Annotated in this window: 19 protein-coding genes and 1 pseudogene; 16 read left to right on the top strand and 4 right to left on the bottom strand. The window is 68.7% G+C overall.

Features of this window, described 5'->3' with window-relative positions; translation table 11 throughout:
* Positions 1 to 130: 130 nt before the first annotated feature.
* The 11 genes and pseudogenes from NQ204_RS15300 to NQ204_RS15350 all read left to right on the top strand — a co-directional run.
* Positions 131 to 1,279 (top strand): annotated as a pseudogene (locus tag NQ204_RS15300) (FimV/HubP family polar landmark protein); the annotation flags it as partial.
* Between the two features lie 23 nt (positions 1,280 to 1,302).
* The gene (locus NQ204_RS15305; protein WP_256644327.1) at positions 1,303 to 1,662 is read left to right on the top strand and encodes a VOC family protein; all 360 of its coding nucleotides are present in this window, start codon (positions 1,303 to 1,305) and stop codon (positions 1,660 to 1,662) included.
* Positions 1,663 to 1,697: 35 nt separating this feature from the next.
* On the top strand, positions 1,698 to 2,468 hold the full coding sequence (gene truA, locus NQ204_RS15310; RefSeq protein ID WP_256644328.1) for a tRNA pseudouridine(38-40) synthase TruA: 771 nt from the start codon (positions 1,698 to 1,700) through the stop codon (positions 2,466 to 2,468).
* On the top strand, positions 2,465 to 3,121 hold the full coding sequence (locus NQ204_RS15315; protein WP_116865117.1) for a phosphoribosylanthranilate isomerase: 657 nt from the start codon (positions 2,465 to 2,467) through the stop codon (positions 3,119 to 3,121). Before truA ends, NQ204_RS15315 begins: the two co-directional genes overlap by 4 nt.
* A 187-nt stretch (positions 3,122 to 3,308) precedes the next feature.
* The gene (locus tag NQ204_RS15320; protein WP_116865116.1) at positions 3,309 to 3,980 is read left to right on the top strand and encodes an OB-fold-containig protein; all 672 of its coding nucleotides are present in this window, start codon (positions 3,309 to 3,311) and stop codon (positions 3,978 to 3,980) included.
* Complete coding sequence (locus NQ204_RS15325; protein WP_256644329.1) at positions 3,980 to 5,998, top strand: flotillin family protein; 2,019 nt, start codon at positions 3,980 to 3,982, stop codon at positions 5,996 to 5,998. The genes NQ204_RS15320 and NQ204_RS15325 overlap by 1 nt, the downstream gene beginning before the upstream one ends.
* Before the next feature lie 85 nt (positions 5,999 to 6,083).
* Positions 6,084 to 11,474, top strand: coding sequence for a DNA repair ATPase (locus tag NQ204_RS15330; RefSeq protein WP_256644330.1), 5,391 nt, complete (start codon positions 6,084 to 6,086; stop codon positions 11,472 to 11,474).
* On the top strand, positions 11,471 to 12,178 hold the full coding sequence (locus tag NQ204_RS15335; RefSeq protein ID WP_256644331.1) for a hypothetical protein: 708 nt from the start codon (positions 11,471 to 11,473) through the stop codon (positions 12,176 to 12,178). The genes NQ204_RS15330 and NQ204_RS15335 overlap by 4 nt, the downstream gene beginning before the upstream one ends.
* A gap of 44 nt (positions 12,179 to 12,222) precedes the next feature.
* Positions 12,223 to 13,332: a toxic anion resistance protein gene (locus NQ204_RS15340; protein ID WP_116864864.1), complete on the top strand. Its 1,110-nt coding sequence runs from the start codon at positions 12,223 to 12,225 to the stop codon at positions 13,330 to 13,332.
* Positions 13,333 to 13,591: 259 nt separating this feature from the next.
* Positions 13,592 to 14,236: a hypothetical protein gene (locus NQ204_RS15345; protein ID WP_116864876.1), complete on the top strand. Its 645-nt coding sequence runs from the start codon at positions 13,592 to 13,594 to the stop codon at positions 14,234 to 14,236.
* Positions 14,237 to 14,284: 48 nt separating this feature from the next.
* On the top strand, positions 14,285 to 16,138 hold the full coding sequence (locus NQ204_RS15350; RefSeq protein WP_116864865.1) for a C40 family peptidase: 1,854 nt from the start codon (positions 14,285 to 14,287) through the stop codon (positions 16,136 to 16,138).
* A 77-nt stretch (positions 16,139 to 16,215) separates the two neighbouring features.
* Here the strand turns inward: NQ204_RS15350 and NQ204_RS15355 are convergent, their stop codons facing one another.
* Complete coding sequence (locus tag NQ204_RS15355; RefSeq protein WP_256644332.1) at positions 16,216 to 17,100, bottom strand: LysR family transcriptional regulator; 885 nt, start codon at positions 17,098 to 17,100, stop codon at positions 16,216 to 16,218.
* A 97-nt stretch (positions 17,101 to 17,197) separates the two neighbouring features.
* Here NQ204_RS15355 and trpB point away from each other — a divergent pair, with 97 nt between their 5' ends.
* The 5 genes from trpB (at position 17,198) to glmM (ending at position 22,378) form a co-directional block, all read left to right on the top strand.
* On the top strand, positions 17,198 to 18,415 hold the full coding sequence (trpB, locus tag NQ204_RS15360; protein WP_116864867.1) for a tryptophan synthase subunit beta: 1,218 nt from the start codon (positions 17,198 to 17,200) through the stop codon (positions 18,413 to 18,415).
* The gene (locus NQ204_RS15365; RefSeq protein WP_256644333.1) at positions 18,412 to 19,101 is read left to right on the top strand and encodes a hypothetical protein; all 690 of its coding nucleotides are present in this window, start codon (positions 18,412 to 18,414) and stop codon (positions 19,099 to 19,101) included. The genes trpB and NQ204_RS15365 overlap by 4 nt, the downstream gene beginning before the upstream one ends.
* Before the next feature lies 1 nt (position 19,102).
* Positions 19,103 to 19,912, top strand: coding sequence for a tryptophan synthase subunit alpha (gene trpA, locus NQ204_RS15370; protein ID WP_116864869.1), 810 nt, complete (start codon positions 19,103 to 19,105; stop codon positions 19,910 to 19,912).
* Between the two features lie 226 nt (positions 19,913 to 20,138).
* On the top strand, positions 20,139 to 21,014 hold the full coding sequence (gene accD, locus NQ204_RS15375) for an acetyl-CoA carboxylase, carboxyltransferase subunit beta (protein WP_116864870.1): 876 nt from the start codon (positions 20,139 to 20,141) through the stop codon (positions 21,012 to 21,014).
* Positions 21,014 to 22,378, top strand: coding sequence for a phosphoglucosamine mutase (glmM, locus tag NQ204_RS15380; RefSeq protein WP_116864871.1), 1,365 nt, complete (start codon positions 21,014 to 21,016; stop codon positions 22,376 to 22,378). Before accD ends, glmM begins: the two co-directional genes overlap by 1 nt.
* An 87-nt stretch (positions 22,379 to 22,465) precedes the next feature.
* Here the strand turns inward: glmM and NQ204_RS15385 are convergent, their stop codons facing one another.
* From NQ204_RS15385 to NQ204_RS15395, 3 genes are read right to left on the bottom strand one after another with little or no spacing between them, the layout of a single operon-like run.
* Positions 22,466 to 23,323: a polysaccharide deacetylase family protein gene (locus tag NQ204_RS15385; protein ID WP_116864872.1), complete on the bottom strand. Its 858-nt coding sequence runs from the start codon at positions 23,321 to 23,323 to the stop codon at positions 22,466 to 22,468.
* Positions 23,316 to 24,461, bottom strand: coding sequence for a glycosyltransferase family 4 protein (locus NQ204_RS15390; RefSeq protein ID WP_116864873.1), 1,146 nt, complete (start codon positions 24,459 to 24,461; stop codon positions 23,316 to 23,318). The genes NQ204_RS15385 and NQ204_RS15390 overlap by 8 nt, the downstream gene beginning before the upstream one ends.
* A 19-nt stretch (positions 24,462 to 24,480) precedes the next feature.
* Positions 24,481 to 26,364, bottom strand: a complete 1,884-nt coding sequence (locus tag NQ204_RS15395) for a DUF3413 domain-containing protein (RefSeq protein WP_116864874.1) — start codon at positions 26,362 to 26,364, stop codon at positions 24,481 to 24,483.
* Positions 26,365 to 26,517 lie beyond the last annotated feature (153 nt).

Consider the following 26,517-nt stretch of genomic DNA (forward strand, 5'->3'; position numbering starts at 1 on the left):
CCCCCCCCCCCCCCCCCCCCCGTTTTTTTAAATAAATAAAACAAAAAAAATATTTTTTTTTTTTTTTTTTTTGTTTTTTTTTTTTTTTTTTTGGGGGGGGGGGCCCGGGGGCGCGGGGGGGGGGGCCCCCCCGACGCCGGCCGCCCCCGTGGCTGCCGCAGCCACCGCCGCTGCCGCCACGGCCGGGGCACGTCTTGAGATCGCTCCGGCGCTGGCGTCCGATGCCACGCACGCGGGCACAACCACCGGCACCGGTGCCGGCAGCGAGGGTGACATGCTGGGCAATGAACAACTGCGGCAGGCCAGGGAAGACGTTGCCACCCGCGATGCCGAGATCGGTGAGCTGAAGCAGCGTGTGGCCGAGCTGGAAAAGCTGAAGGAGCAGCAGCAGTCGTTGATCGCGATGAAGGACAACGACCTGGCTGCCGCCCAGCAGCGCCTGGCGTCGCCGCCCGGAGCACCCGCCGGCGGCACGCCGTGGTACTGGCTGGGCCTGCCGCTGCTGTTGCTGGTGGCCGGCGCCGCCTGGCTGCTGCGCCGGCGCAAGCCGTCGCCGCTGCCGCCGCTGCGTGAGGAGGGCGATGCCGTGGCGCTGGCCGCTGCGGTGCCTGCCGGTGCTGCGCTGGATTCGCTGGCCGAACAATCGTCCTGGGTCACCGGCCACGAAGACGACGGCCGCCAGGAACCGTCGATGCCGGCCTGGGCCATCGAAGAGGATCATGTCGTCCACGCGCATGACAAGCACGCGCATGACGAGCAGGCCGAGGAGGCGCCGTCTGCACTGGTCGAGCCGGAGGACGAACCGGTGGCGCAGCCCGCTGCCGATGTCGAGGCCTCCTGGCAGGTCGGGGCGCTGGTCACCGACGAGGGCGACGCACTGCCGCCGGCGGTGAGCGACGCGCCGCGCTGGGACGAACCCGAGGCCGTGGCGCCGGAACCGGCCGACGCGGCCCCCGTGCCCGCCGATGGGATCAGCGTGCCCGACTATGCCCTGCACGCCGAGCAGCAGCCGGAATTCCGTGGCGTGTTTGATCTGCCGGCCGAGCCGGCCGAGCAGGCGCAGCCCGGGGAGGCAGCCAGCGAAGACCTGGACCCGGCCGCAGGCTCCAGCAGCAACGACTGGGCTCCGCGCGCGGGCCAGGAGCGCCTGGAACTGGCCATCGCCTACCTGGACCTCGGCGATGCGCAGACCGCGCGGACTCTGCTGGAAGAAGTCGCCACCGACGGCGACGTGCACTGCCAGGTCCAGGCGCGCGAACTGCTCGCCCGCCTGGACTGACCACTGGACCACAGGGGCCACCCATGAGCCGCGAAAACCGCATCGACTACGTTGAGTTCGCCTCGGCCGACCCGGCCGCCAGCCGTACCTTCTTCGAGACCGTGTTCGGCTGGTCGTTCGTCGACTACGGCGAGGACTACACCGCCTTCGACGATGGCCGCCTGCAGGGCGGCTTCTTCCGCGGCCAGCCGCAGCGCGCCGAGTCCGGCGCACCGCTGCTGGTGCTGTATGCCGACCTGCTGGCACCGGTCGAAGCCGCGGTGCGCGCGGCCGGCGGGCAGGTCGTCCGGCCCGTTTTCTCTTTCCCCGGTGGCAGCCGCTTCCAGTTCGTCGAGCCCGGTGGCAACGAACTGGCGGTCTGGTCCGAACGCGACCCGGCCTGAGCGCCTCTCCACCCGCAACATCGAGGTAGCAGCACATGCGTTACGCGCTCGGCGTCGAGTACGACGGCAGCGATTTCAGGGGCTGGCAGAACCTGGGCGAGGGCGGACCCAGCGTCCAGGCCAGCCTGGAGAAGGCCTTGTCCTCGGTTGCCGACGCGCCGCTGCAGGTGGTCTGTGCCGGCCGCACCGATGCGGGCGTGCACGGCCAGTGCCAGGTAGTGCATTTCGATACCGACGTGGTGCGCGACCCGCGCGCCTGGATGCTGGGCACCACCACCCGCCTGCCGCGTTCGATCGCGGTGCGCTGGTGCGTGCCGGTGGCCGATGATTTCCACGCCCGCTTCTCGGCGCGCGCGCGCCGTTACCGCTACCGCCTGCTCAACCGCGAGGTGCGCCCGGCGCTGGACCGGCAGACCCTGAGCTGGGAACGGCGGGCGCTGGACGAGACCCTCATGCATGCCGCCGGCCAGGCCCTGCTCGGTGAGAACGACTTCAGTGCGTTCCGCTCGGTGCAGTGCCAGGCCCTGCATGCGCGGCGTGAACTGCAGTCCCTGCAGGTCAGCCGCCAGGGCGAGGTGATCGAGGTGGCAGTGCGTGGCAATGCATTCCTTCATCACATGGTCCGCAATATCGTCGGTTCGCTGATAATGGTCGGCAGCGGCGAGAAACCGGTGGAGTGGATCGCCGAGCTGCTGGCCGGCCGTGATCGCACCGTTGCCGGCCCTACCGCACCTCCGCAGGGGCTGGTGTTCCTGGGGCCGCTGTACCCCGACAACTGGCAACTGCCTGCCGAGGTCACCTTATGAGCCGCTCCTACTACCGTACCCGCATCAAGTTCTGTGGCATGACCCGCGCCGGCGATGTGCGCCTGGCCGGCGAACTGGGCGTGGACGCGGTGGGTTTCATCTTTGCCCGTGAAAGCAGCCGCCGGGTGGCCCCGGCCGAAGCCCGGGCGATGCGCCAGGCGATCGCACCGATGGTCGACGTGGTGGCGCTGTTCCGCAACAACAGCAAGGAAGAGGTGCGTGAAGTGCTGCGCACCGTGCGTCCGACCCTGCTGCAGTTCCATGGCGAGGAAGACGAGAGCTTCTGCCGCAGCTTCAACATGCCCTACCTGAAAGCCATCGCCATGGGCGGTCGCGAGGACGTCAACGCACGCACGCTGCAGCTGCGCTACCCGAGCGCGGCCGGCTTCCTGTTCGACAGCCACGCTCCGGGCGGTGGTGGCGGCACCGGCGTGGCCTTCGACTGGGCGCGCATTCCCACCGGCCTGCACCGCCCGTTCCTGCTGGCCGGCGGGCTGAACCCGGAAAACGTGAAGGAGGCCATCCTCGCTACCCTGCCGTGGGGCGTGGATGTGTCCAGCGGCATCGAGGTCGAGCCGGGCATCAAGGACGGCTACAAGATGCGCACCTTCGTCGAGGAAGTGCGCAGCGCCGACTGCACCGTGCTGGAGTAGTCCCAGCGCGAGCCCCGCGCGTGACCGCCTGCGGGCGGCACGCGCCTTCACATTTGTCCCTGCACACCCTCTTCACATAGGATGAGGGGGAAACCATGGCCATGAAGGCCGTGGTGGGATCGACGGAACCGCCCCCGGCGGATTCCGAACGGGGCGTCACGCGCCCCCAGCCCGGGAAGGCAAAGCGATGCAGGAATTCCTCACCGTCGTGTTCGGTTACCCGACCCTGCCGTACAGCGTCCTGCTGGCGGTATCGCTGGTCTATTGGGGGCTCGCGGCGTTTGGTCTGGTCGATGATGGCTTCGGCGACCTCGGCGCCGATGGTGCGCTGGACGGCGGCACCGACCTCAGTGGCCTGTCGGCCCTGCTGCAGCGCTTCGGGCTGGGCGGCGTGCCGGTCATGGTCGTGGTCACCCTGCTCGGGTTCTTCGGCTGGGCGCTGACCTATTTCATCCATCTTTTCATCCTGATGCCGCTGCCGGACGTGCTGCGCTGGGGCTTCGGCACGCTGGTGGCCGTGCTCGCGCCGCTGCCGGCCGTGCCGATCACCGCACTGCTGCTGCGGCCCATCCGCAGCTTCCTGCAGCGCCTGCAGCCGGTTGCGCAGGCCTCCCTGCTGGGCCGGGTGGGCGTGGTCGCCTCGCCGCGGGTGGACGCCCGCAGCGGCCATGCCAATGTCGATGATGGCGGCGCCGGGCTGATCCTGCAGGTGCGCAGCGACATCGAACTGCAGCGCGGCGAGCGCATCGTGCTGGTCGAGCACGTGGCCGAACAGCACTTTTACCGGGTGGTCCGCGCCGACGCGGTCGCCCTCGATTTCCAGGACAACCTGCTTCCGGGCAACAAGGAGAATCACTGATGAGTTTCGCTGGCGCGGCCCCCTTCCTGATCGGGATCATCGTCGTCGTAGGCCTGCTGCTGGGCCTGGCAGGACTGTTCAAGGCGTTCTACCGCAAGGTCGACCAGGGCGTGGCCCTGATCGTCAACGACATGAGTGCCACGCCCAAGGTGCACTTCACCGGTGCGCTGATCATCCCGGTGCTGTACCGCGCCGAGCTGATGCGCATCAGCCTGATCACCCTGCAGATCGACCGCCGCGGCAAGGAAGGCCTGATCTGCCGCGACAACATGCGCGCCGATATCGCCGTGGCCTTCTACCTGCGGGTGAACGAGACCCAGGCCGACGTGCTGCGCGTGGCCAAGGCCATCGGTGCCGACCGTGCGTCGGACAAGCACGCGGTGGATGAGCTGTTCAACGCCAAGTTCTCCGAGGCGCTGAAGACGGTCGGCAAGAAGTTCGACTTCACCGAGCTGTTCGAGAAGCGCCAGGAATTCCGCGACGAGATCATTGCGGTCATCGGCAACGATCTCAACGGCTACGTGCTCGAAGACGTGGCCATCGACTACCTGGAACAGACCCCGAAGTCGCTGCTGGATCAGTTCAACATCCTCGACGCGCAGGGCATCCGCAAGATCACCGAGCTGACCGCCGCGCAGAACGTGGTGACCAACGAGCTGGAGCAGAACGAGAAGCTCGCCATCACCAAGAAGAACGTGGAAGCGCGCGAAGCGCTGCTGGCCCTGGAACGCCAGCAGGCCGAGGCCGAGGCGCGGCAGAAGCGCGAGATCGAGACCATCCGCGCACGCGAGGAGGCCGAGACCGCCAAGGTGCAGGAAGAGCAGCGCCAGCTGTCCGAGAACGCACGCATCGAAGCGCAGCAGCTGATCGAGATCCGCGACCAGAACCGCCTGCGCGAAGTGGAAGTGGCCGAACAGAACCGCCAGCGTGCGGTGGCCATCGAAGCCGAGCGCGTGGAGCGTGCGCGCCAGCTGGAGCAGGTCACCACCGACCGCGAAGTGCAGCTGCAGGGCGTGGAGCGTGACAAGGTGGTCGAGCAGGGCAAGATGGACGTGGCCAACATCACCCGCGAACGCATCTCCATCGACAAGACCGTGGCCCAGGAAGAAGAGCGCATCAAGGAAGTGCGCGAGGTCTCCGAGGCCGACCGCCAGAAGCAGGTGCTGATCCTGGAAGCCGAAGCCAAGGCGCAGGAATCGCTGGTGCGCGAAGTGAAGGAAGCGCAGGCACGCGAGACCGCCTCCAAGCACCGTGCCGTGGAGCTGACCACCCTGGCCCAGGCCGAGCACGAAGCGGCCGGCAAGCAGGCCGAGGCCAAGCGCCTGCTGGCCGACGCGTTCCGTGCCGAACAGGCCGCGCCGGGCCTGGCCGAAGCGCAGGTGCGTGAAGCCTCCGCGCTGGCCATCGAGAAGGTCGGCATCGCCGAAGCCCGCGTGATCGAAGCCAAGGCCGAAGCCAACCTGAAGCAGGGCAGCAACGAGGCCCGCGTGCTGGCCGAGACCCTGCAGGCCCACGCCCAGGGTGAGGAGAAGATGGGCCTGGCCCGTGCCACCGCCACCGAATCGCTGGGCAACGCCGAAGCCGGCGTGGTGCAGAAGAAGCTGCTGGCCGAAGCCGAGGGCCTGGTGCGCAAGTTCGAGGCGATCGCTTCGCTGAGCGACCAGGCGCGTGGCCACGAAGAGTTCCGCATGATGCTGGACAACAGCCTGAAGCAGGCGCTGGCCTCCATCGAAGCGGGCAAGGAAGTCTCGCGCGAAAACGCCAACGTCATCGCCAGCGCGCTGCGCAACGCCGACATCGATCTGGTCGGTGGCGACGGCGGCATGTTCGAAAACCTGGTCAAGGCGGTGTCGCTGGGCAAGTCGATCGAAGGCTTCGCCGGCAAGAGCCCTATCGTGCAGGAGCTGATGCAGCGCTACCTGGGCGTGGCCGTGGCCGAGCCGGCACCGCGGCAGATCGCCGGGGACGCCGAGGTGGCGCCGACCGTGTCGGCCGCCGTGGTCGACAGCGCCCGTTGATGCACCGGGCGGTGGCCGCTGCGGCCATCGCCCGCCCGCGCCGGCCGCGACCACGGCCGGCCGTCCGTGAGCCGGAACCCTGCTGATGTCTGAAACCCATCCGTCCGCCGAAATCACCGCGCCGGAGGCCGGCGGCAACACCGTCGACCAGGCCGTCGCCCAGGGCGGTGCCTACGAAGTCCTGCGCCGCCGCCTCAGCGAGCAGGGCCAGCGCCTGCAGGCCCTTGCCGAGACCCTCAACCGCCAGCGCCTGGCCGAATTCGGTGACAGCCGGCTGGAAGTGATCGGCCGGTTCCGCATCCGCAGCGAGAACAACTGCGTTGGCCGGGACATCGTCCAGGTCGGCCCCGACCGCCTGCTGTTCGGCTACAACGTCTACATCGGGCTGAAGACCCACACCCGCATCGAGGATGTGTTCGGCCTGTACCGGCTGGTACAGGGCACGGACGGCTACGACGTCGCGTCGCTGGAGCTGAAGGGCAGCTTCCTCGACCAGCCCGGCTTCGTGCACGACTTCAACGAGCTGTATTCCTACTACAAGCATGCGCGCCTGCTGCAGCTGATCGTGGTCGGCGACAAGCTGCTGGCCTCGTTCCAGATCGGCGAGCGCAGCAGCGACGTGCGCGTGTTCCGCTGGGCGCTGTCGCGCGAAGGCGAGCTGACCTATCTCGATGCGCGCGGCGAACGCGATATCGCGCTGCCGCCGCCGTTCGACTTCGAATGGACCAAAGCCACCCGCGACCTCGCGGTCAACGGCCGGCATTCGCACCTGAACATCCTCGACACCCTGTTCGTGGAGACCACCGGTGGCGACCTGACCATCAAGGTCGAGAACAACACCGAGACCGGGCAGGGCATCTACAGCGAGCCGGTGGAGGACAGCACGCAGTCGCTGGACGACGCCCAGTTCGAGTTCGCCCGTGTCGGTTCGCTGCTGCTGCTGAAGGTGCTGCCGTACCGCGAAACCGTCTGGCGCGGGCTGATCTACAACACGCTCACCGGCGACATCGTGCGCAACGACGCCATCGTCCAGGCCTGCGTGCAGCTGCCCGAAGACCATGGCGTCATCTTCCCCGGTGGCTATTACCTGCAGGGCGGCGAGCACAAGGCCTTCGATGCCTCGATGGCCGGCATGCAGTTCAAGCGCAGCATCCGTTCGCCCAATGGCGAGGACGTGCTGTACATCTTCTATGAGCGCGAAGGCGGGCGCTCGGCGCTGTTCGTCTACAACACCATCCAGCGCGTGCTGCAGAACCCCGTGTTCGGCCACGGCTATGCGTTCATGCAGGATGGGCGCATGGTGCTGTTCCATGCCGAGGGCACCGAGCCCACGCGCATCCACCCGATGCAGGTCTGGCAGACGCCGTTCAGCAGCGACGAGTTCGCCGCCAGCTGTCCGCCCGGCAACACCTTCATGGGCCGCATCGGCAATGCCGAGCTGGTGCGCGGCATCTCCAACCTGTTCAACCTGGCCCGCGAGATCGACGGCCAGGATGTCTCGGTGCAGCGTTACCAGCGCCTGGTGGCCGACACCCGCCGCCTGTTCGACGCCCACCACTGGCTAGGCGACGAGGCCTGCGACGGCGCCGAGGCGCTGCTGCGGCAGATCAGCGCCACCGGCGAATCGGTGCTGGACGAATACGAGAAGGTCCAGTCCATCCGCGAGCAGTCGGCGCAGGCGATGGTCGAGGCGGAGGCCAGCTTCAAGGGTCTGCTGGGCCGGCTGCAGCCGCAGAACTGGAACGAGGTACAGGCCTTTGTCGAGGCACTGAACGAGATCACCGCGCTGCGCGGGCGCCTGCTGACCATCCGCGAGCTGCGTTACATCGACACCGCGCGCATCGAAGCGATGGCCGCCGAACTGGTACAGGCGCAGGACCGGGTCGGCGCCGCCACCGGCGAATTCCTTGCCGGCGATGCCGCGCTGGCGCCGCTGGGCAGCCGCCTGCAGGTGCTGGACGAAGCCGCCCAGCAGGCAGCCAGTGCGCGCCAGCTGGACGAGCAGCTGGACGGCATGCGCGGCATGGCCAGCGATCTGGACATGCTGTCCGAACTGATGGCCGGGCTGAAGGTGGACGATGCTACCGCGCGTACCCGCGTGGTCGAATCGATTTCCGCGCTGTACGGGCGCCTGAACCAGGCGCGCACGCGCGCCGAGCAGCGACGCCGCACCCTCGGTTCGGCCGAGGCCGTGGCCCAGTTCGCCGCGCAGTTCGCCCTGTTCTCGCAGTCCATCACCAGTGCGCTGGCGATGGCCGGTGACCCGGAAAAGGCCGACGAGCAGCTGTCGCGCCTGCTGGTGCAGCTGGAAGAACTGGAAAGCCAGTTCGGCGAGCACGAGCAGTTCCTCGGCGACATCCTCAGCAAGCGCGAGGAACTGGTCGAGGCCTTCGAGACGCACAAGCAGGCGCTGCTGGATGACCGCCAGCGCAAGGCGCGTTCGGTGCTTGATGCGGCCAACCGCATCCTCGATGGGCTGGCCAAGCGCACCGAGCGCTTCGCCACGGCCGATGAACTCAATGCGTTCTTCGCCGGTGATCCGCTGATCCTCAAGCTGCGCGAACTGGCCGAGCGCCTGCGTGCGCTGCGCGACAACGTCAAGGCCGATGACATCGAGGCGCGCCTGAAGGGCGTGCGCGACCAGGCGGTGCGCCAGCTGCGCGACCGCAGTGACCTGTACGAGGCCGGTGGCAACGTGGTCCGGCTCGGTCCGCGGCATCGTTTCAGCGTCAACACGCAGGCGCTGGACCTGACCCTGCTGCCGCGTGGCGACACGCTGGCCATCCACCTCACCGGCACCGATTTCCTGGAAACCCTGCACGATCCGCAACTGGATGCGCTGAAGCCGTTCTGGCCGGTGACCCTGGATTCGGAATCCGATGCGATCTACCGCGGCGAGTACCTGGCCGGCAGCCTGCTGCTGGCCGCGCAGGCCGGCCGCGACGGCCTGGACCTGGCCCAGCTGCAGCACGACGTCGCCAGCCCCGAGGCGCTGGACCAGCGCGTGCGCACGTTCGCCGCACCGCGTTACCGCGAAGGCTACGAACGTGGCATCCACGACCATGACGCCGCGCTGATCCTGCGCGCGCTGCTGCCGTTGCAGCAGTCGGCAGGCGCGCTGCGGCATGCACCGCGCGTGCGTGCACTGGCCCTGCTGTTCTGGGCGGCGCAGCAGCGCGAGGACGCGGTGAAGCAGTGGCCCAGCCGACAGGCCGGTGCGGAGACCATCGCCCGTCTGTTCGGCTCCGATGAAGGACGCAGCGCCCTGCGCACGGAAATGGCGGCAGCCATCGCCGCGTTCGTGCAGGCCGAAGCGTTGCCGTTCGACGATGAAGCCGCCGAGGCGGCGGCCGCCTACCTGGGCGAAGAACTGATCAACGGCGAGCCGGTGTTCAGCACCAGCAAGCATGCACAGGCGCTGCTGGATGCGCTGGCCCAGCAACTGGAACAGGCCGGACAGCGCGAGGCGCTGGAGCGTGCGCTGCACCGTGCACAGGAGCCGCTGGCCGCGCGCTGGGCGCTGGCTGGGCAATGGCTGCGCGCGCTGGCCGGTCTGCCCGCCCAGGCCGCACACGCCGGCTATGCCGACGAGGCCGCGGCGCTGCTGCTGGTGCAGCGCCAGCTGCGCACGCGCGGCAGCGACGCACCGCTGCGGGTCGAAGTGGCGGGCCTGCTGGGCGAACACCCGCGCATCCACGACGGCACGCTGTCGCTGTCACTGGATGATTTCCTGGCACGCCTGCAGCATCACCTGAAGCGCTTCGTGCCCGATTTCCATGCATACCAGGCGGTACGCCAGGGCATCATCAACCGCGAACGGCAAACTCTTCGCCTTTCCGAATTCAGGGCGCGGCCGCTGTCCTCGTTCGTGCGCAACAAGCTCATCAACGATGTCTACCTGGGCGTGATCGGCGACAACCTGGCCAAGCAGATGGGCACGGTGGGCGAGAACAAGCGCAGCGACCTGATGGGCCTGCTGATGATGATCTCGCCGCCGGGCTACGGTAAGACCACGCTGATGGAATACGTGGCGCACCGGCTCGGCCTGGTTTTCATGAAGATCAACGGCCCGGCGCTGGGCCACGAGGTGCGCTCGCTGGACCCGGAACAGGCACCCGACGCGACCTCGCGGCAGGAGCTAGAGAAGCTCAACCTGGCCCTGGAGATGGGCAACAACACCATGCTGTATGTCGACGACATCCAGCACACCCATCCCGAGTTCCTGCAGAAGTTCATCTCGCTGTGCGATGGCACCCGCCGCATCGAAGGCGTGTGGCGCGGCCGCACCCGCACCTACGACATGCGCGGCAAGAAGTTCTGCGTGGTCATGGCCGGCAACCCGTATACCGAGTCGGGCGAGGTGTTCAAGATTCCGGACATGCTGGCCAACCGTGCCGACATCTACAACCTCGGCGACGTGCTGGGCGGCATGGAGGCGGCGTTCACCCTCAGCTACATCGAGAACAGCCTGACCTCCAACCCGGTGCTGGCACCGCTGGCCACCCGTGACATGGCCGACCTGTACCTGCTGGTCGACCGCGCGATGGGCAAGGACGTGTCGACCAACGGACTCAGTCATGCCTACAGCGGCGCGGAGGTCAACGAGATCACCGCCACCCTGCAGCGCATGCTGCGCGTGCGCGACGTGGTCTACCGGGTCAACCAGCAGTACATCGCCAGCGCCGCGCAGGATGATCGCTACCGCACCGAGCCGCCGTTCCGCCTGCAGGGCAGCTACCGCAACATGAACAAGCTGGCCGAGAAGATCTCGCCGGTGATGAACGAGGAGGAGCTGCAGCAGCTGATCTCCGACCACTACATGGGCGAGGCGCAGCTGCTGACCACCGGTGCCGAGGAGAACCTGCTGAAGCTGGGCGAGCTGCGTGGCGTGCTGGATGAGGCGCAGGCGCAGCGCTGGGCACAGATCAAGCGTGACTTCCTGCGCAACAAGGCCATGGGCGCCGACGACAGTGATGTGGGCGGACGCGTGGTCGCGCAGCTGGCCGACATCGCCAGTGCCCTGCAGCTGCCGCCGGCCGCGCCGGTGCTGGCCACAGAGCCGGCGCCGTGGCCGGCTCTGCTGGAGGCGCTGCAGCGCCTGGCCGACGTGCGCCCGGCAGAGCCTGCACCCGCGGCGCCAACCGAGCCGGTGCAGATCGTTGCGCCCAGCGCACCGGCCACGCCGTTGGCGGACGACCTGCAGGCCGGGCTGGCGCCGCTGGTGCAGCTCCTGGTCGCTTCGCAGGCACGGCAGGAACAGGTGTCGCAGACCCTGGCCGCATTCGCCGGGTGGGCCCGGCAGCAGGTCGAGGGCACGGCCGGCAGCAACGCCGCGGCGGTGCGCCGTCCGCGCGTGCGCCGCGCCACCACGCCGGAGGAACGCGCACTGGATGAGGCGCTGATGCGCCACTTCTATGGCGAGTCGCTGCCCGCCGATGCCGCTGACGGCACACCGATGCCGCCGCCGCTGCCGTGACCGACGCCGCGCCCCTGCCAACGCCGCAGCGGCCGGACACGGCCGATGTCGCGCGCGTGGGCGACTACGGCGCGCCCTTGCTGCAGGCGCTGGCCGCACGCGAAGCCGCGTTGCCGGCGACGGCCGGCGATGGCCTGGTGGCGGCGCTGGCACGCATCGCGCTGGCCCTGCAGTCGGCCGACCCGGCGCGCCTGCGCCGGCAGGAAAGTTGGTGGGGCCGCCTGCTCGGCCGCGATGTCGAACGCGAAGCCGAGGGCCGCAGGCTGCAGTCGCAGCTCGGCGTCCTTGCCCTGCAGGCACGCGAACAGGCCCAGCAGCTGCAGCAGCACATGGACCTGCGGGCCACGGCGATCAGCGCCGCAGGCCAGGCCGCCGAAGCACTGGAGGCCTGGGCGGATGCCGGCGCCGCGTGGCGACCGACGCTGGACGCCTCCGGCCGCGCCGCGCTGGCGCCGCGCATCGACCACCTGCAGCGGCTGGCGGCACTGCGCCGCATCGAAGCGGGCCAATGGCAGCTGCTGCAGGAACAGGACGCGGTGCTGCTGCAGCGGTTCGCCCGCATCCATGATGTCCTGCTGCCGGCCTGGCGGCAGGCCGCACTGGCCGCGCAGGCCGCCACCGGCGCGGTCCGCGCCGGGCAGGCGGCCGCGCTGCACGCACAGATCGATGACGAGGTCGCGGCGGCTCAGGCTAGACTGCGCTGAGTCGCCCACCGCTGCCGCTAACCCACCTGCAAGGAGACTGCCCGATGACCCAGGACAGCCAGCAACCCGGCACCCTCGTGCCGACCCCGGCCACCCCTTCCGCACTGGACGAGGGCGCGCTGCAGGCCCTGGGCCTGGTCCGCGAGGATCTTCCCCGCATCGCCGAGATCCGCCAGGAACTGGACGACCTGCGGCCGGGCAACCTGCAGGTGTTCGGCCGCGAAGCCGCGTCGCGCACCGCCGCGTTTTCCAGCCAGCTGCTGGACCAGGTGCGCAACCGTGACCTCGATGCCAGCGGCGACAAGCTCGGCGAAGTAGTGCGCATCGCGCGCAGCCTGAAACTGGATGGCTTCGCCCAGCGTTCCAAGGTGCCGGTCATCGGCAGCCTGATCGACCGCCTGCGCGTGTCCAAGGGCGAGCTGGTGCAGAAATTCAGTGATACCAATGCGCAGATCGAGCAGCTGCTGGGCGACGTCGGCGTGCAGCAGGCGCTGATGGGCAAGCGCGTGGGCGAGTTCGACCGCATGCACGAGATCGTGCGCGAGGAGCGCCACGCGCTGGGCCTGCATGCCGCCGCCGGCAAGCAGCGCCTGGCCGAACTGCAGGCCGAGCAGCTGGCGGGGCAGGGCAGTGACGACCCGCAGCAGCGCATCCGCCAGAGCGAGGTCGACAATGCGATCCGTCTGATCGAGAAGCGCGTGTCCGACCTGCAGTTGATGCAGCATGCCGCCGACCAGTCGCTGCCGATGATCCGCCTGATCCAGGCCAATGCGCTGCAGCTGATCGAGAAATTCAACACGGTGCGCGAGATCACCATCCCGTCGTGGAAGCGCCAGTTCGCCATCCAGCTGTCGCTGGGTGAGCAGAAGGCGGCGGTCGAACTGTCCACCGCCATCGACGATGCCACCAACGAGATGATGCGCCGCAATGCCGATCTGCTGCGCCAGGCCTCGGTGGATACCGCGCGCAGCAACCAGCGCGGCGTGGTCGACGTCGCCACGCTGCGCCACGTGCACGACCAGCTGATCGCCACGGTCGAGGAAGTGCGCAGCATCCATCGCGAGGGCATGCAGCAGCGGCAGCAGGCCGAAGTTGAACTGTCGCGCCTGCGCGAGGACCTGCAGCAACGGCTGGCCGCCCCCACCGCGCCCTGATCGACACGGCGACGTCTTACCCCGAGTGAAGGCGAGGTGATTGCTGAATGTGACGGATGTCTTGGTTTGGCGCGCTTCTGAATCCGTCAGCGCCGAGTCGACATAGGCACAACATCTGATCAACCACAATGCGCCCAGCCGGACCATGGCTGGGCGCTTTGCTGTGCGCGCCCGCCGTCGATGGAATCCTGCTGGTACGTTCAATCTTTTCAACGAGGACGCAACGGATATGCCCCATTTCTCTTCCCGCCGCATGCGCATGACGGGTCTCGCGATCCTTCCGGGCCTGCTGCTTGCCCTGGGCGCCTGTGCGGCAGGTGATTCATCGAGCCCGGCCGCTGCACCGGCTGCCAGCGCACCGGCTGCCACGGCCGGTCCCGCCCCGGCGGCGGCGCCGACCGCTGCGGCCGGTGACGGTCTGGCAGCACTGATCCAATCCAGCGGCGTGACGTGCACCGACGCCAGCGCGGGCCGTGGCTGCACGGCCGGCGATGTCGACAGCGGTGATTTCTACGATGTGGAACTGTCGCCGGGCTGTGGCGACCATGGCTTCTTCGCCGGCGTCGCTGATGCCAAGGGCGCCGAAACCCTGGATACCGTGCCGACTACGGGCAGCAAGGCCAAGGCTACCGCGCGCCTGTCGAAGGGGCAGCTGGTGTGCGTGCAGGGCATCGGCCGCGCGGGGCAGAACCCGATGTTCTATTACGTCGTGGCCGTTCCCGCGGCGACGGTCGACAAGTGCAAGGGCAACGCCTTGTGTGACACCTACGGCGACCGTCCGATCAGTGGCCTGGCCAGCAGTGGCGAAGCCTGCCACGCGGCAGCGCCGGGGCAGTATGCCGGCAACTGCGCACGCGGCTGGGTCAGCGCCGACGTGCTCGACGTGTTTTCCAACGGAATGTAAGCACCGCCAACGCAGCGGCCCAATCAACCATTGGCAAAGGAACAGCTCATGTCGGACCCCAAGGTCACCCGCCTGGTCAGCAGCGTCGGCACGACGCGTACGCTGGAAATGGATGATGGCAGCATCATCGAACGCTCCGGCGGCAGCGTCTCATGGCGCAACAACAATCCAGGCAATCTCAAGTTCGAGTTCGCGGGCAGCGCGGACAAGACCGTCACCAATACCCGTACCCGCGAACAGGCGCTGGAATCCGCGCAGGGGCGCTATGCCGGCGTCGTCGGCCTGGACCAGTGGGGCAATGCGGTATTCGAAAGCTATGAAGCAGGACGGGTAGCGAAGATCCAGCTGCTCGAACGCCGGTTTGGCGACAAGACCGTCGAGGAAATGCTGCCCAGCTATTCCAAGGCCGATTACAGCGGCGGCACCCATCACAGGGAACAGGCCGCCGCCATCTATGCCGAGGGTGATCGCAACGGTGTCGATCTGCGCTCAAAGAAGGTCGGCGAGATGAGCGTGCGCGAGCGTGAAGTCCTGGCCGATGGAATCCGCCGTTTCGAAGGCTGGAACCCCGGCGAGGTCACGACGCAGCAGGCGCCGACGCGCACCCAGGCGGCGGCACCCGTGCAGACCCAGGCGGCGTCACAGGCTCCGGCCGCCACTGCGACGGCACCTGCCGCGGCCGCAACTGCTACCGGCAGTGCCGCCGTCTACAACGAGGCCTACCAGCACTTCATGGCGTCGGGCCGGCAGTACGAGTACGGCCGGCCGGATCACCCGCGCCCGGGTCGCGACAGCAGCCGGCTGGAGCGCGACCTCGATGGTGACGGGCGCCTTGGCGTGGATTGTTCCGCCTTCGTCTGGCGCGGCCTGAAAAACGCCGGCTATGACGTGCGCGGCGAGAACGCTGCGGCCTTCACCACGTCCATGCTGTTCAACGGCGCCAACACCACGGCGTACGCACGCGAGCACTTCGACGTGACGTCGGCGGCCGAGGCGCGCAAGCCGAACGGCTCGTTGAAGCAGGGCGACATCCTGATGTTCTCTTCGTCGCAGGGCCAGCACGTCGGCATCTTCAAGGGCTACGACGCGCAGGGTAACATCCAGTTCATCGGTTCACAGGGCAGCACAGGTCCGGCCGAAGTGACCATCCGCCCGGGCGGCTACTGGGATGGCGGCAGCACGCGGATCGTCGGCGCACTGACACCGAAGCCCGAATTCCAGGTGCGCGCGCCGTTGCATGGCGGTGCCGAGCCTGCACCCGCGCGCACGGCCGCACAGCCGGCACCCGCGGCGGCAGCACCGGCGGCATCGGCCGATCTGCTCAAGCACGGCCAGCGCGGCACCGATGTGCAGGCGCTGCAGCACAGCCTCAACCAGCTGGGTGTGCGCGATGGCAACGGCAATCGCCTGGCCGAGGACGGCCGCTTCGGCGATCACACCCGCGAAGCGGTGATCGCCTTCCAGAAGCAGCAAGGCCTCGCCGCCGACGGCATCGTCGGACGCCATACGCGCACCGCGCTGGCGGCCGAACAGACCCCGCGCCATGAGGCACCGGCCGTGGCAGCGAAGGAGCCATCGCTCAACGATGCCTCGCACCCGGACAACCCGCTGCACAATGCGGTCCGCGGCAAGCTGCCCAGCATGATCTCCGAGGACGCCGCGGCCCACATCACCCAGCAGGCCAAGCAGAACGGCATCGACTCGCCGGAAAAACTGCAGAGCATCACCCTGCAGGACGGAAAGGCCTTCGTGATGGGGACGACGCCGGGCTTCCGCGCGGCGGTGGACCTGAATCAGCCGCCGCCGTCGCTGGAACAGACCAGTGCGAAGCTGTTGGACGACCAGCCGCGTCAGCAGCAGGTGCAGGACGAGCAGCAGAAGATCGCGGTCGGCGCACGCTGAGCAAACGCCATCCTTGGTCCCGCCCCGTAGAGTCGAGCTTGCTCGACTGGAACAAAGGCAGTCGAGCAAACTCGACTCTACAGTTGCGCCATCGCCCAGTCGGCCAGCGCATTTACGCGCGGGTCGGCCGGGCCATCCGGCCGCGCCAGCACCCAGAAACCGCCGGTCGCAGCGAAGCCCCACGGCGCGATCAGCCGCCCGGCGGCGAGGTCCTCGGCCACCAGCGGCTCCGGCGCGATGGCCGGCCCCAGTCCGGCAACGGCCGCTTCCAGCAGGTAGTACAGGTGTTCGAAGCCGGTGCCCATCTGCAACCGCGCCGGGTCCAGCCCGTGCGCCTGCGCCCATGCCGGCCACGCCTGCGGGCGCGAGCTGGTGTGCAGCAGCGTCTCCTGCAGCAGCGCGTCGGGCGGTACATGGCGCAGGCGCTGCGCGGCAGGATGCGAGGGCGCCACCACCACGCCCACCCGTTCCGGTGCCAGTTCGCGCACCTGCCAGCCCCGCGGCCACGGCCCCTGCGCCAGCAGCAGCACCGCATCCAGCGCCGCCTGCGCCTCGGTGAAGGCGCCATCCAGCGCCGACCATTGCAGGTTCACCCCCGGCAGGGCCGCCTGCAATGCGGGCAGCCGGGGAATCATCCAGCGCGCCAGCACGCTGCCGCTGCAGCCCAGCACTAGCGCCGGAGAACGGGCCGGCTGGCCCAGTTCGCGCACGCAGGCCTCGATGCCGGCGAAGGCCTCGCCGCAGGCCGCGTGCAGGCGCTGCCCGGCCACGGTCAGGCGCAGCCCGCGGCCTGCACGCTGGAACAGCGGCAGTCCCAGATGGTCCTCCAGCAGCTTCAGCTGCCGGCTCACCGCACCGTGGGTCACGTGCAGGGCCTGCGCGGCGCGGCCCACGCCCCCCAGGCGGGCGGTGGCCTCGAAGGCGCGCAGGGCGTTGAGCGGTGGCAGCAGGGAAGTGCTCATGTGAGATTTCCTGACGATATTCGCCAGATAATATCGATATTCCGGTCAGGATCCGTGCGCTAGAGTATCCACCTGTCTCGAACCAGCGGTCGCTTCCATGTCTGCCTCCCCCATTGCCGACTACCATGCCTTCCCGGACGCCCAGGGCCACTTCGGCCGTTACGGCGGCAGTTTCGTCGCCGAAACCCTGGTCGGCCCGCTGCAGGAACTGGCCGAGGCCTACGACCAGGCCCGCCAGGACCCGGCGTTCCAGCTGGCCTACGACAAGGACCTGGCCCATTACGTTGGCCGGCCGAGCCCGATCTATCACGCCCAGCGCCTCAGCGATCACGTCGGCGGTGCGCAGATCCTGCTCAAGCGCGAGGACCTGAACCACACCGGCGCGCACAAGATCAACAACACCATCGGCCAGGCCCTGCTGGCCGCGCGGATGGGCAAGAAGCGCATCATCGCCGAGACCGGCGCCGGCCAGCACGGCGTGGCCAGTGCCACCGTCGCCGCGCGCCTGGGCCTGGAATGCGTGGTCTACATGGGCGCCACCGACATCGAGCGGCAGAAGATCAACGTCTACCGCATGAAGCTGCTGGGCGCGACGGTGGTGCCGGTCACCTCCGGCTCGGCCACCCTGAAGGACGCGCTCAACGAAGCGATGCGCGACTGGGTGACCAACGTGCAGGACACCTTCTACATCATCGGCACCGTGGCGGGCCCGGACCCGTACCCGCGCATGGTGCGTGACTTCAACGCCATCGTCGGCCGCGAAGCGCGCGAGCAGATGCTGGCCGAGTACGGCCGCCTGCCCGATGCGATCACCGCCTGCGTCGGCGGTGGCAGCAACGCCATCGGCCTGTTCCATGCCTTCCTCAACGATCGCGAGGTCGAGATCTTCGGCGCCGAAGCGGCCGGCGACGGCATCCACACCGGTCGCCACGCCGCCTCGATTGCCGCTGGCCGGCCCGGCGTGCTGCACGGCAACCGCACCTACGTGCTGTGCGATGACGATGGCCAGATCATCGAGACCCACTCGGTGTCGGCCGGCCTGGACTACCCCGGCGTCGGCCCGGAACACGCCTTCCTGTCCGACAGCGGCCGTGCCACCTACCTCGGCATCACCGATGAGGAGGCGCTGCAGGCCTTCCACCTGCTGGCGCATGTCGAGGGCATCCTGCCGGCGCTGGAATCCAGCCACGCGCTGGCCCAGGCCATCAAGCTGGCCCGTGAGCGCCCGCGCGACCAGATCGTGCTGTGCAACCTGTCCGGCCGTGGCGACAAGGACGTGCACACCATCGCCGCGCGCGAAGGCCTGGTGCTGTGAACTACGTGCTGCGCCACGGTGGCGCGCTGGTACTGGCGGTCGGTCTGGGCGGCTGCACGCCACCCGATCCGCCGGTGCTGGCACCTGCGCCGGCGTCGCCCGCAGCGATCGCTCCGGCACGCCAGCTGGCCAGCAATGATGATGACGCCGCGCATCGCCCGATCGAGGATGCGCCGGTGGCCACCCGCGCCGACAGCGCCGAGGACGAAACCGCCCCGGCAGTCGTGTCGGTGGCGCTGGACCATGCCGGCGACGTGTTGATCGGCCAGCCCTTCAGCGAGCTGGAGGGGGAGGCGCAGTGGCACTCGGCCGGGCTGGGCGAGGCCACGGCCGGGCGTTGTGAGTATTACGAGCGCGGCACGCTGCCCGAAGGCGTGGCGATGATGGTGCAGGACGGCGACGTGGTGCGCTTCGACCTGGCCCCCATCGACGATTCGGGCCAGGTGGTGGTGCAGCCCGGGCCGTTCGGCCTGCGCCTTGACATGCCGCATGCGCAGGCCCTGCAGCTGCTGCCACGAGGCGCCCTCGCGCATCCTTATGGCGAAGATGCCGAGGCTGGCGAGACCCTGCTCTGGCAGGATCCCGGTTCCGACCTGGCGATCCGCGTGGAGATCGTCGACGGCATCGTTTCCCGAATGTACTGGGGCGCCAGCGGCGCCGTTGACCTGATCGAAGGATGTACCTGACATGTCCGTATCCCGACTCGATGCCTGTTTCCAGCGCCTGCGCGAGCAGCAGCGCAAGGCGCTGATCCCCTTCATCACCGCTGGCGACCCGTCGCTGGAGGCCACCGTGCCGGTCATGCATGCGCTGGTCGAGGCCGGTGCCGATGTGATCGAACTGGGCGTGCCGTTCTCCGATCCAATGGCCGATGGCCCGACCATCCAGCGCAGTTCCGAGCGCGCGCTGGGCCGCGGTGCCGGCAGCCGCTACGTGCTGCAGGCGGTGGCGGAGTTCCGGCAGCGTGATGCGCAGACTCCGGTGGTGCTGATGGGCTACCTCAACCCGGTGGAGATCCACGGCTACGCGGCCTTCGCCGAGGCTGCGGTGGGCGCCGGCGTGGACGGCGTGCTGCTGGTGGACCTGCCGCCGGAAGAAGCCGGTGAAGCCCAGCAGGCCTTCGATGCGGCTGGCCTGGCGCTGGTCCTGCTGGCCTCGCCGACCACCAGCGAAGCACGCGCCGGCAAGCTGCTCGCGCTGGCCCGCGGTTACCTCTACTACGTCAGCTTCGCCGGCGTCACCGGTGCCTCCGAGCGCCTGGACAGCGATGCCGCCAGCGCACGGCTGCAGGCCCTGCGTGCACGCGCCAGCGTGCCGGTGGTGGCCGGCTTCGGCATCAAGGATGCGGCCAGTGCCGCGGCCATGGCCCGCCAGGCCGATGGCGTGGTGGTCGGCAGCGCCCTGGTGGCGGCGCTGGCCGATGCCGGTTCGGCCGAGGAGGCTGCCCAGCGTGCCGGTTCCTTCCTGGCCCCGCTGCGGCAGGCGCTGGACGCCTGACCCACGCGTGCGCCAAGGGTTGCCGGCCAGCGGCCAGTACTACCTCCGACGCGTTGGACGCCTTGAAGGTAGCGCCGGGCCATGCCCGGCGACGCTAAACGTACGTCCCAGCATGGTTTTTTCCTGCCGGCCCGTTCCCCGCAAGGGGTGCACGGGCGGGCGCAGCAGAGCTAGACTGTCCGCCTTTGCGGCCCTCGGGCCGCCCTGAACGGAAGTGTCCTCCCGCATGAGTTGGCTCAGCAAGTTGATGCCGTCTGGCATCCGCACCGACAACACCCCCAGCAAGAAGCGCAGCGTCCCCGAGGGCCTGTGGGAAAAGTGCAGCAGCTGCGGCAGCGCGCTGTACCGCCCCGAGCTGGAAGAGAACCTGGAGGTCTGCCCGAAGTGCGGTCACCACATGGCGATCCGCGCCCGCGCGCGCCTGGCGGCCCTCTTCGACGCCGACAGCACCACCGAGATCGGTGCCCGCCTGGGCCCGACCGACCTGCTGAAGTTCAAGGACCAGAAGAAGTACAGCGAGCGCATCAAGATCGCGCAGAAGAACACCGGTGAGTACGACGCGCTGATCGCGATGCGTGGTCTGCTCAAGGGTCGTCCGCTGGTCGCCTCGTCCTTCGATTTCGCCTTCATGGGCGGCTCGATGGGTTCGGTGGTCGGTGAGCGCTTCGCGCTGGCCGCTGAAACCGCCGTCGAGATCGGTGCACCCTACGTGTGCTTCTCCGCCAGTGGCGGCGCGCGCATGCAGGAAGGCCTGTTCTCGCTGATGCAGATGGCCAAGACCTCGGCCGCGCTGGGCAAGCTGCGCGAAGCCGGCCTGCCGTACATCTCGGTGCTGACCCATCCGACCACCGGTGGCGTGTCGGCCTCGTTCGCCATGCTGGGTGACATCAACATCGCCGAGCCGCAGGCGCTGATCGGCTTCGCCGGCCCGCGCGTGATCGAGCAGACCGTGCGCGAGAAGCTGCCTGAAGGCTTCCAGCGCTCCGAGTTCCTGCTGGAACACGGTGCCATCGACCAGATCTGTGACCGCCGTGAAATGCGTAACCGCCTGTCCGACCTGCTGGCCATGCTCGGCCGCCAGCCGGCGCCGGAGGTGGCGTGATGTCGGGCCGCAGGTACTTCGGTACTGACGGCATCCGCGGCCGCGTCGGGCAGAGCCCGATCTCGGCCGACTTCGTGCTGCGCCTGGGCAATGCGCTGGGCCGCGTGCTGGTCGAACAGCGCGGCCCCGGTGGCCGCCGCCCGATCGTGGTGATCGGCAAGGACACGCGTATTTCCGGCTACATGTTCGAAGCCGCACTGGAAGCCGGCCTGGTGGCCGCCGGTGCCGACGTGCAGCTGCTGGGGCCGATGCCGACCCCGGCGGTGGCCTTCCTCACCCGCACCCTGGGCGTGGATGCCGGCGTCGTCATCAGTGCCTCGCACAACCCGCACTACGACAACGGCATCAAGTTCTTCTCCGCCCAGGGCGAGAAGCTCGACGATGCCACCGAACTGGCGCTGGAAGCCGCGCTGGACTTGCCGTTCGTGACGGCCGAATCGGAAAAGCTGGGCAAGGCCGCGCGTGCGCGCGAAGCGGTCGGCCGCTACATCGAATTCTGCAAGGCCAGCGTGCCGCGCACTTTCGACCTGCGTGGCGTGCGCCTGGTGCTCGACTGCGCCCACGGTGCCACCTACCAGATCGCACCGCTGCTGTTCCGTGAGCTGGGTGCCGAAGTGATCGGCATCGGTGCCGAGCCCAACGGCGTCAACATCAATGATGGCGTGGGCTCGACCCACATCGACAACCTGGCCGCCAAGGTGCGCGAGACCGGTGCCGACCTCGGCATCGCCTTCGACGGCGACGGCGACCGCGTGCTGATGGCCGACGACCAGGGCAACCCGGTCGACGGCGACGACCTGCTCTACATCCTGGCCCGTGCGTGGCAGGCCGACGGCCGCCTGCGCGGCCCGGTGGTCGGCACGCTGATGAGCAACTACGGCCTGGAAAAGGCCCTGGGCGAACTGCAGATCCCGTTCGTGCGCAGCAACGTGGGCGATCGCTATGTCCACCAAGCGCTGATCGAAGGCGGCGGCGTGCTCGGTGGCGAAGCCTCCGGCCACCTGCTGTGCCTGGACCGGGCAACCACCGGCGATGGCATCGTCAGCGCCCTGCAGGTGCTGGTGGCACTGCGCCGCACGGGCCAGAGCCTGCGGCAGGCGCTGCAGCCGCTGGCCAAGGTGCCGCAGAAGACCGTCAATGTGCGCCTGGGCGATGTCTCGGCCAAGGCCACGGTGCAGGCCGACAGCGTGCAGTCGGCGCTGGCTGACGCACAGCAGGCCGTGGCCGGCCGCGGCCGCGCGTTCCTGCGTCCGTCCGGCACCGAGCCGGTGGTGCGCGTCACTGTCGAGGCCGACGAAGCCACGCTGATGCAGGACACGCTGGATCGCCTGTCCGCTGCAGTGAAGTCGGCAGCCTCTGCCTGAGCCACCTGCCGCAGGTCCAGACTGAAAACGCCCCGGGAGACCGGGGCGTTTTTTGTTCCGCAGCGATGGGGTGACGGCCTGGGCCGCTCAGGGCCCCGGCACCATCTTCTTCTGGCGCGCCTTGAAGCCGTTGAAGAACGGCGCGATCAGCGGGTTGTAGCTCTGCGCGATGCGCTTGCGCAGCCAGTTGGCCGGACGGTTGCGGATCGCAAAGCGGTAGATGCGTTCCGGATCGCCACCGACCACGTTGCGGCCGAACGGGTGGGTGGTGTGCAGGTAACGGAAGCCGTGCTCACGCGCGACCTCGACGTGGTCCTGGTCGAAATCGCCGTAGGGCCAGCACAGCGTGTCGGACACTTCGCCCAGCTTCTCCTGCAGCACCTCCCTCGAGATCGCCAGGTCCTGGCTGATGCCGGCCCGGCGCTGTGCGCGGTCCAGGTCGTCGCGGCGCAGCCAGCGGGTGTGCGTGTGGGTGTGGCAGTGCACTTCGAACGTGCCCGCCTCGATCGCCGCGCGTGCTTCGCTCCAGCGCATCATCACGTCGTCGCTGCGGTCGTTCTCGAAGATCGCCGCTTCGCAGCCACGGTGGTCCGGCGTCGCAGGCAGCGTCGCACCGGCGACACCCGCATGCGGGCGCACCTCGCCTTCGCCCATCCAGCCGGTCACCACGAACACCACCGCGTGCATGCCGTACTTCTGCAGGATCGGGTGCGCGTACACCCAGTTGTCGAGGTAGCCATCATCGAAGGTGATGACGATGGACCGGCGCGGCACCGGCTTGCCGGCCAGGAAGCCGGCGTACTGGTCCAGGGTCAGCGAGGTCCAGCCGTTGTTGGCCAGCCACGCGATCTGGCTTTCGAAATTTTCCGGCGAGACGGTGATCATCCCCGGCGAGGGGCTGACGTGATGGTGCATCAGCACCGGAACGGTTCGCGCATCAGCCATGTCCCAGCTCCTTCAGCCACTGGTGGTAGTAGTGTTCGGTGGTTTCGCCATGCCCGGCGGGGCTGAAATCGTGCGCAGTGCGCATCCAGTCCCAGCCGGCGCGGCCCATCATCTGCCGGCGCTGCGGATCATCCACCAGCAGGCGCAGGGCGGCGGTCAACGCGCCATTGTCGCCCAATCGGGTGAGGATGGCATTGCTGCCTTCGGCCACCATTTCCGGCACGCCGCCGACCCGCGTGGCGACGATCGGCACCGCCACGTAGGCGGCCTCGAGGAAGACCGTGCCGGCCGCCTCCTTGTGCGAGGCGAGGGCGAAGATGTCGAAGCCGGTCATCAGCCGGCAGGCGTTGTCGCGGTAGCCGAGCAGGTGCACCTGCTGCTGCAGGCCATGTTCCTCGCGCATCTCCAGCAGGCGCTGCATGACGGCCTCGCCGTTGCCGACCACCACCAGGTGCAGGCGAGGGTTGGCCTTGCACAGCGGCGCGATCGCACGCAGCAGGTCGGCATGGCCCTTCGGTTCGCGCAGCACCGCCACGCAGCCGACCACGATGTCCTCGTCGCTGAAGCCGAGCTCGGCGCGGACCTCGGCGCGGACGTCCTGCAGGCATTGCCACGGGTCTTCCTTGCTGATGTCGGTCCAGCGCGGCGGTACCGCGATGGGCGGCACGATGCCGATGGTGTCGCTGGCGATGCCACGCTCGGCCAACAGCTGTTTCACGAAGCGGCTCACGGTGATCACCCGGTGCGGCAACCCGGTATAGGTCAGCAGCGAGTTGACCGGACTCATCAGGTGGCGTGAGCGCACCACCAGCGGCGTTCGGCCCAGGCGTGCACCGGCGGCGGCAATCAGCGTGTCGCGGCGGCTGGTGGTGTTGACCACGTCGTAGCGCTCGCGGCGCACCAGCCGCGACACCGACCAGATGCCGCGCATCAGCCGCGCCATGCCGCCCATGCGCAGGGTGTGCACGGTGAAGCCATCATCACGGGCCAGCGTGGCCAGCCGCGCGTCGGGCTGGCACAGCAGCGCGACCTCGTGGCCGCGCGCACGCATCACCTGCATGTGGCGAAGGATGTAGATCTCCTGGCCCCCCATTCCTTTGGCGGCTTCGGTGTGGAGAATGCGCAGCGGGCGGTTCATCGCGAATCAGTCCTGTAATTCAACGGTTGCGGAAGCGGGTAAGGGCATCCCACGCGGTACGCAGGCTGGCCGGGTCGGGCGCCTGCTGCGGAAGAGGCAGGTAGTCCTGGTCCAGTGCGGTCGCGTTGCCGAACTTGTCGAACACGTAGATCGCGTCGCCGTGGCGGACCGCGCGCTGCGACCAGCTCTCCACCACCAGCGAGCGCGGGCCCTGCGGCACGGCCAGAAGGTCCTGGCCGGTGCTGAAATCGCCCAGCGCGTTCTCGCAGCCCAGGGCATGCCGCATCAGCGTCGGCACCCAGTCCTCGTGGGAACTGGTGCGCGCGTCGTGGCCGCTGCCTTCGCCCGGCCAGTGCAGCACGAACGGCACCTGCAGCTGGTGGTTGGAGAAGTTGCCGTTGTGGCCCCAGTAGTTGAGCTTGAGGTCGTTGAATTCCTCGGCGTGGTCACCGGTGACCAGCACGATGGTGTCCTGCTCCAGGCCCTGCGCACGCAGCTGGTCGAGCAGCTCGCCAACCAGGCTGTCGGCGTAGTGCACGGCGGTGTGGTAGCGGTTGAGCTCCGGCGTCGGGTCATGGTCCGGGCCGAGTTTGAGGAAGTCGATGTCAGCCGCCATCGGCGTGGCTACCGGCGGGTAGCCGGCCGGCACGTGGTACGGCGCGTGTGTGGAATCGAGGAACACGAAGCCGAACCACGGGCGCTGCCCGGCCTGGCTCTGTTCGATGTCCTTCTGCAGCGATGCGACGATGGCGCGGTCGCGCCCGGCCGAATCCAGTTCCGGCGGGCCCTGGTGCAGCAGCCCGCGCACCGCGGCGAAAGCAGTGCGGTCGAATTCCGGGCTGTACAGTGGTGCGCTGCCATAGAGGTGCAGGTCGTAGCCCTGCTGCTGCAGCACCTTGAACAGCTGCGAGCCGCGCTGCTCATCCAGCATGCTCGGCCAGTAGCCACCGGGCAGCCCGTAGAGCAGGCCGAACAGGCCGTAACGCGTCGCGTTGCCGGTGCTGAAATGGTGGTCGTACACGCGCGCCGAGTCCGCCAGCGCCGCGGTGTGTGGCATGTACTGCGGGGTCAGTGCGTCGTGCCGCAGCGATTCCAGCACCACCATCAGCACGTTGGGCCGGCGATGGCTCTGGCAGCGCAGCGGCTGCAGCGGGTACTGCAGCTGGGCGTGGCGCGGGTCGGGCAGGCCGGCCTGCTGCTGGCTGTGCACGCCGAGCCGGCGCATGAAGCTTTTGGCGGTGATCGGCTGCGCCCAGGGCAGGTAGTTCCACTGGCCGATCACGGCGCGCTCGCCGAGCGCATCGTAGTAGGCGGTGGCGACCTGGCCGCCGCCCATCAGCAGGGCGATGGCGGTCCAGGCCTGCAGCACGCGGCGGCGGTGCGGTGCGGGCGACAGCAGCTTCCAGCAGGCCCAGGCCAGCAGCGCCTGCGCGGCGAAGATGGCCGCCACCAGGCCGCCCGCCTGCAGCCAGGTCTTCCACGACAGGCTGACCTGGTCGTGCAGCGCGCCGCCAAACACCATGTTGGCGACCATCGCATTGAGGTGGAACCGGTACAGGGCGAACACCTTGGCGTCGACCAGCAGCAGGCACAGCCACAGGCCCTGCACCGTAATGGCTGAAAGCGTCAATGTGCGCGCGCTGCGCGGCCACAGGCCGATCGCCAGCGGCAGCGCGCCGGCCAGCGCGCCCAGGGCAAGCAGGTGGCCGGGCAGGGCGACCGCCAGGTAGGCCAGGCCGAGGCCGCCGCCGGGGTTGTCGCCCAGCGGCACGTTGCCCAGCGTGATCAGCAGGGCCAGCGCTGCGTTGGCAGCGACGAACAACGACCACCACGCCAGCCGGCGCCAGCGGCGGTCAGGTGCGGAAAGCGAGGCAGGGGCGGAATCAGGCGAGGCGGCGGACATGGTGCAGGAGCGGGCGGGCAGGGGGCGGGCAGGGGGCAGGGGACGTGCTGCATGGGCGCCCCAAGGGGCCGCCTGCTCGCGCGGGTGGCGCATTGTATCGGTTTGTTTCATTGTATCGATGGCGTACTTCGGCCGATCTGTCACAATGTTCAT

This window comes from Stenotrophomonas testudinis, from assembly GCF_024499815.1.
In the GTDB taxonomy this organism is placed as follows: domain Bacteria; phylum Pseudomonadota; class Gammaproteobacteria; order Xanthomonadales; family Xanthomonadaceae; genus Stenotrophomonas.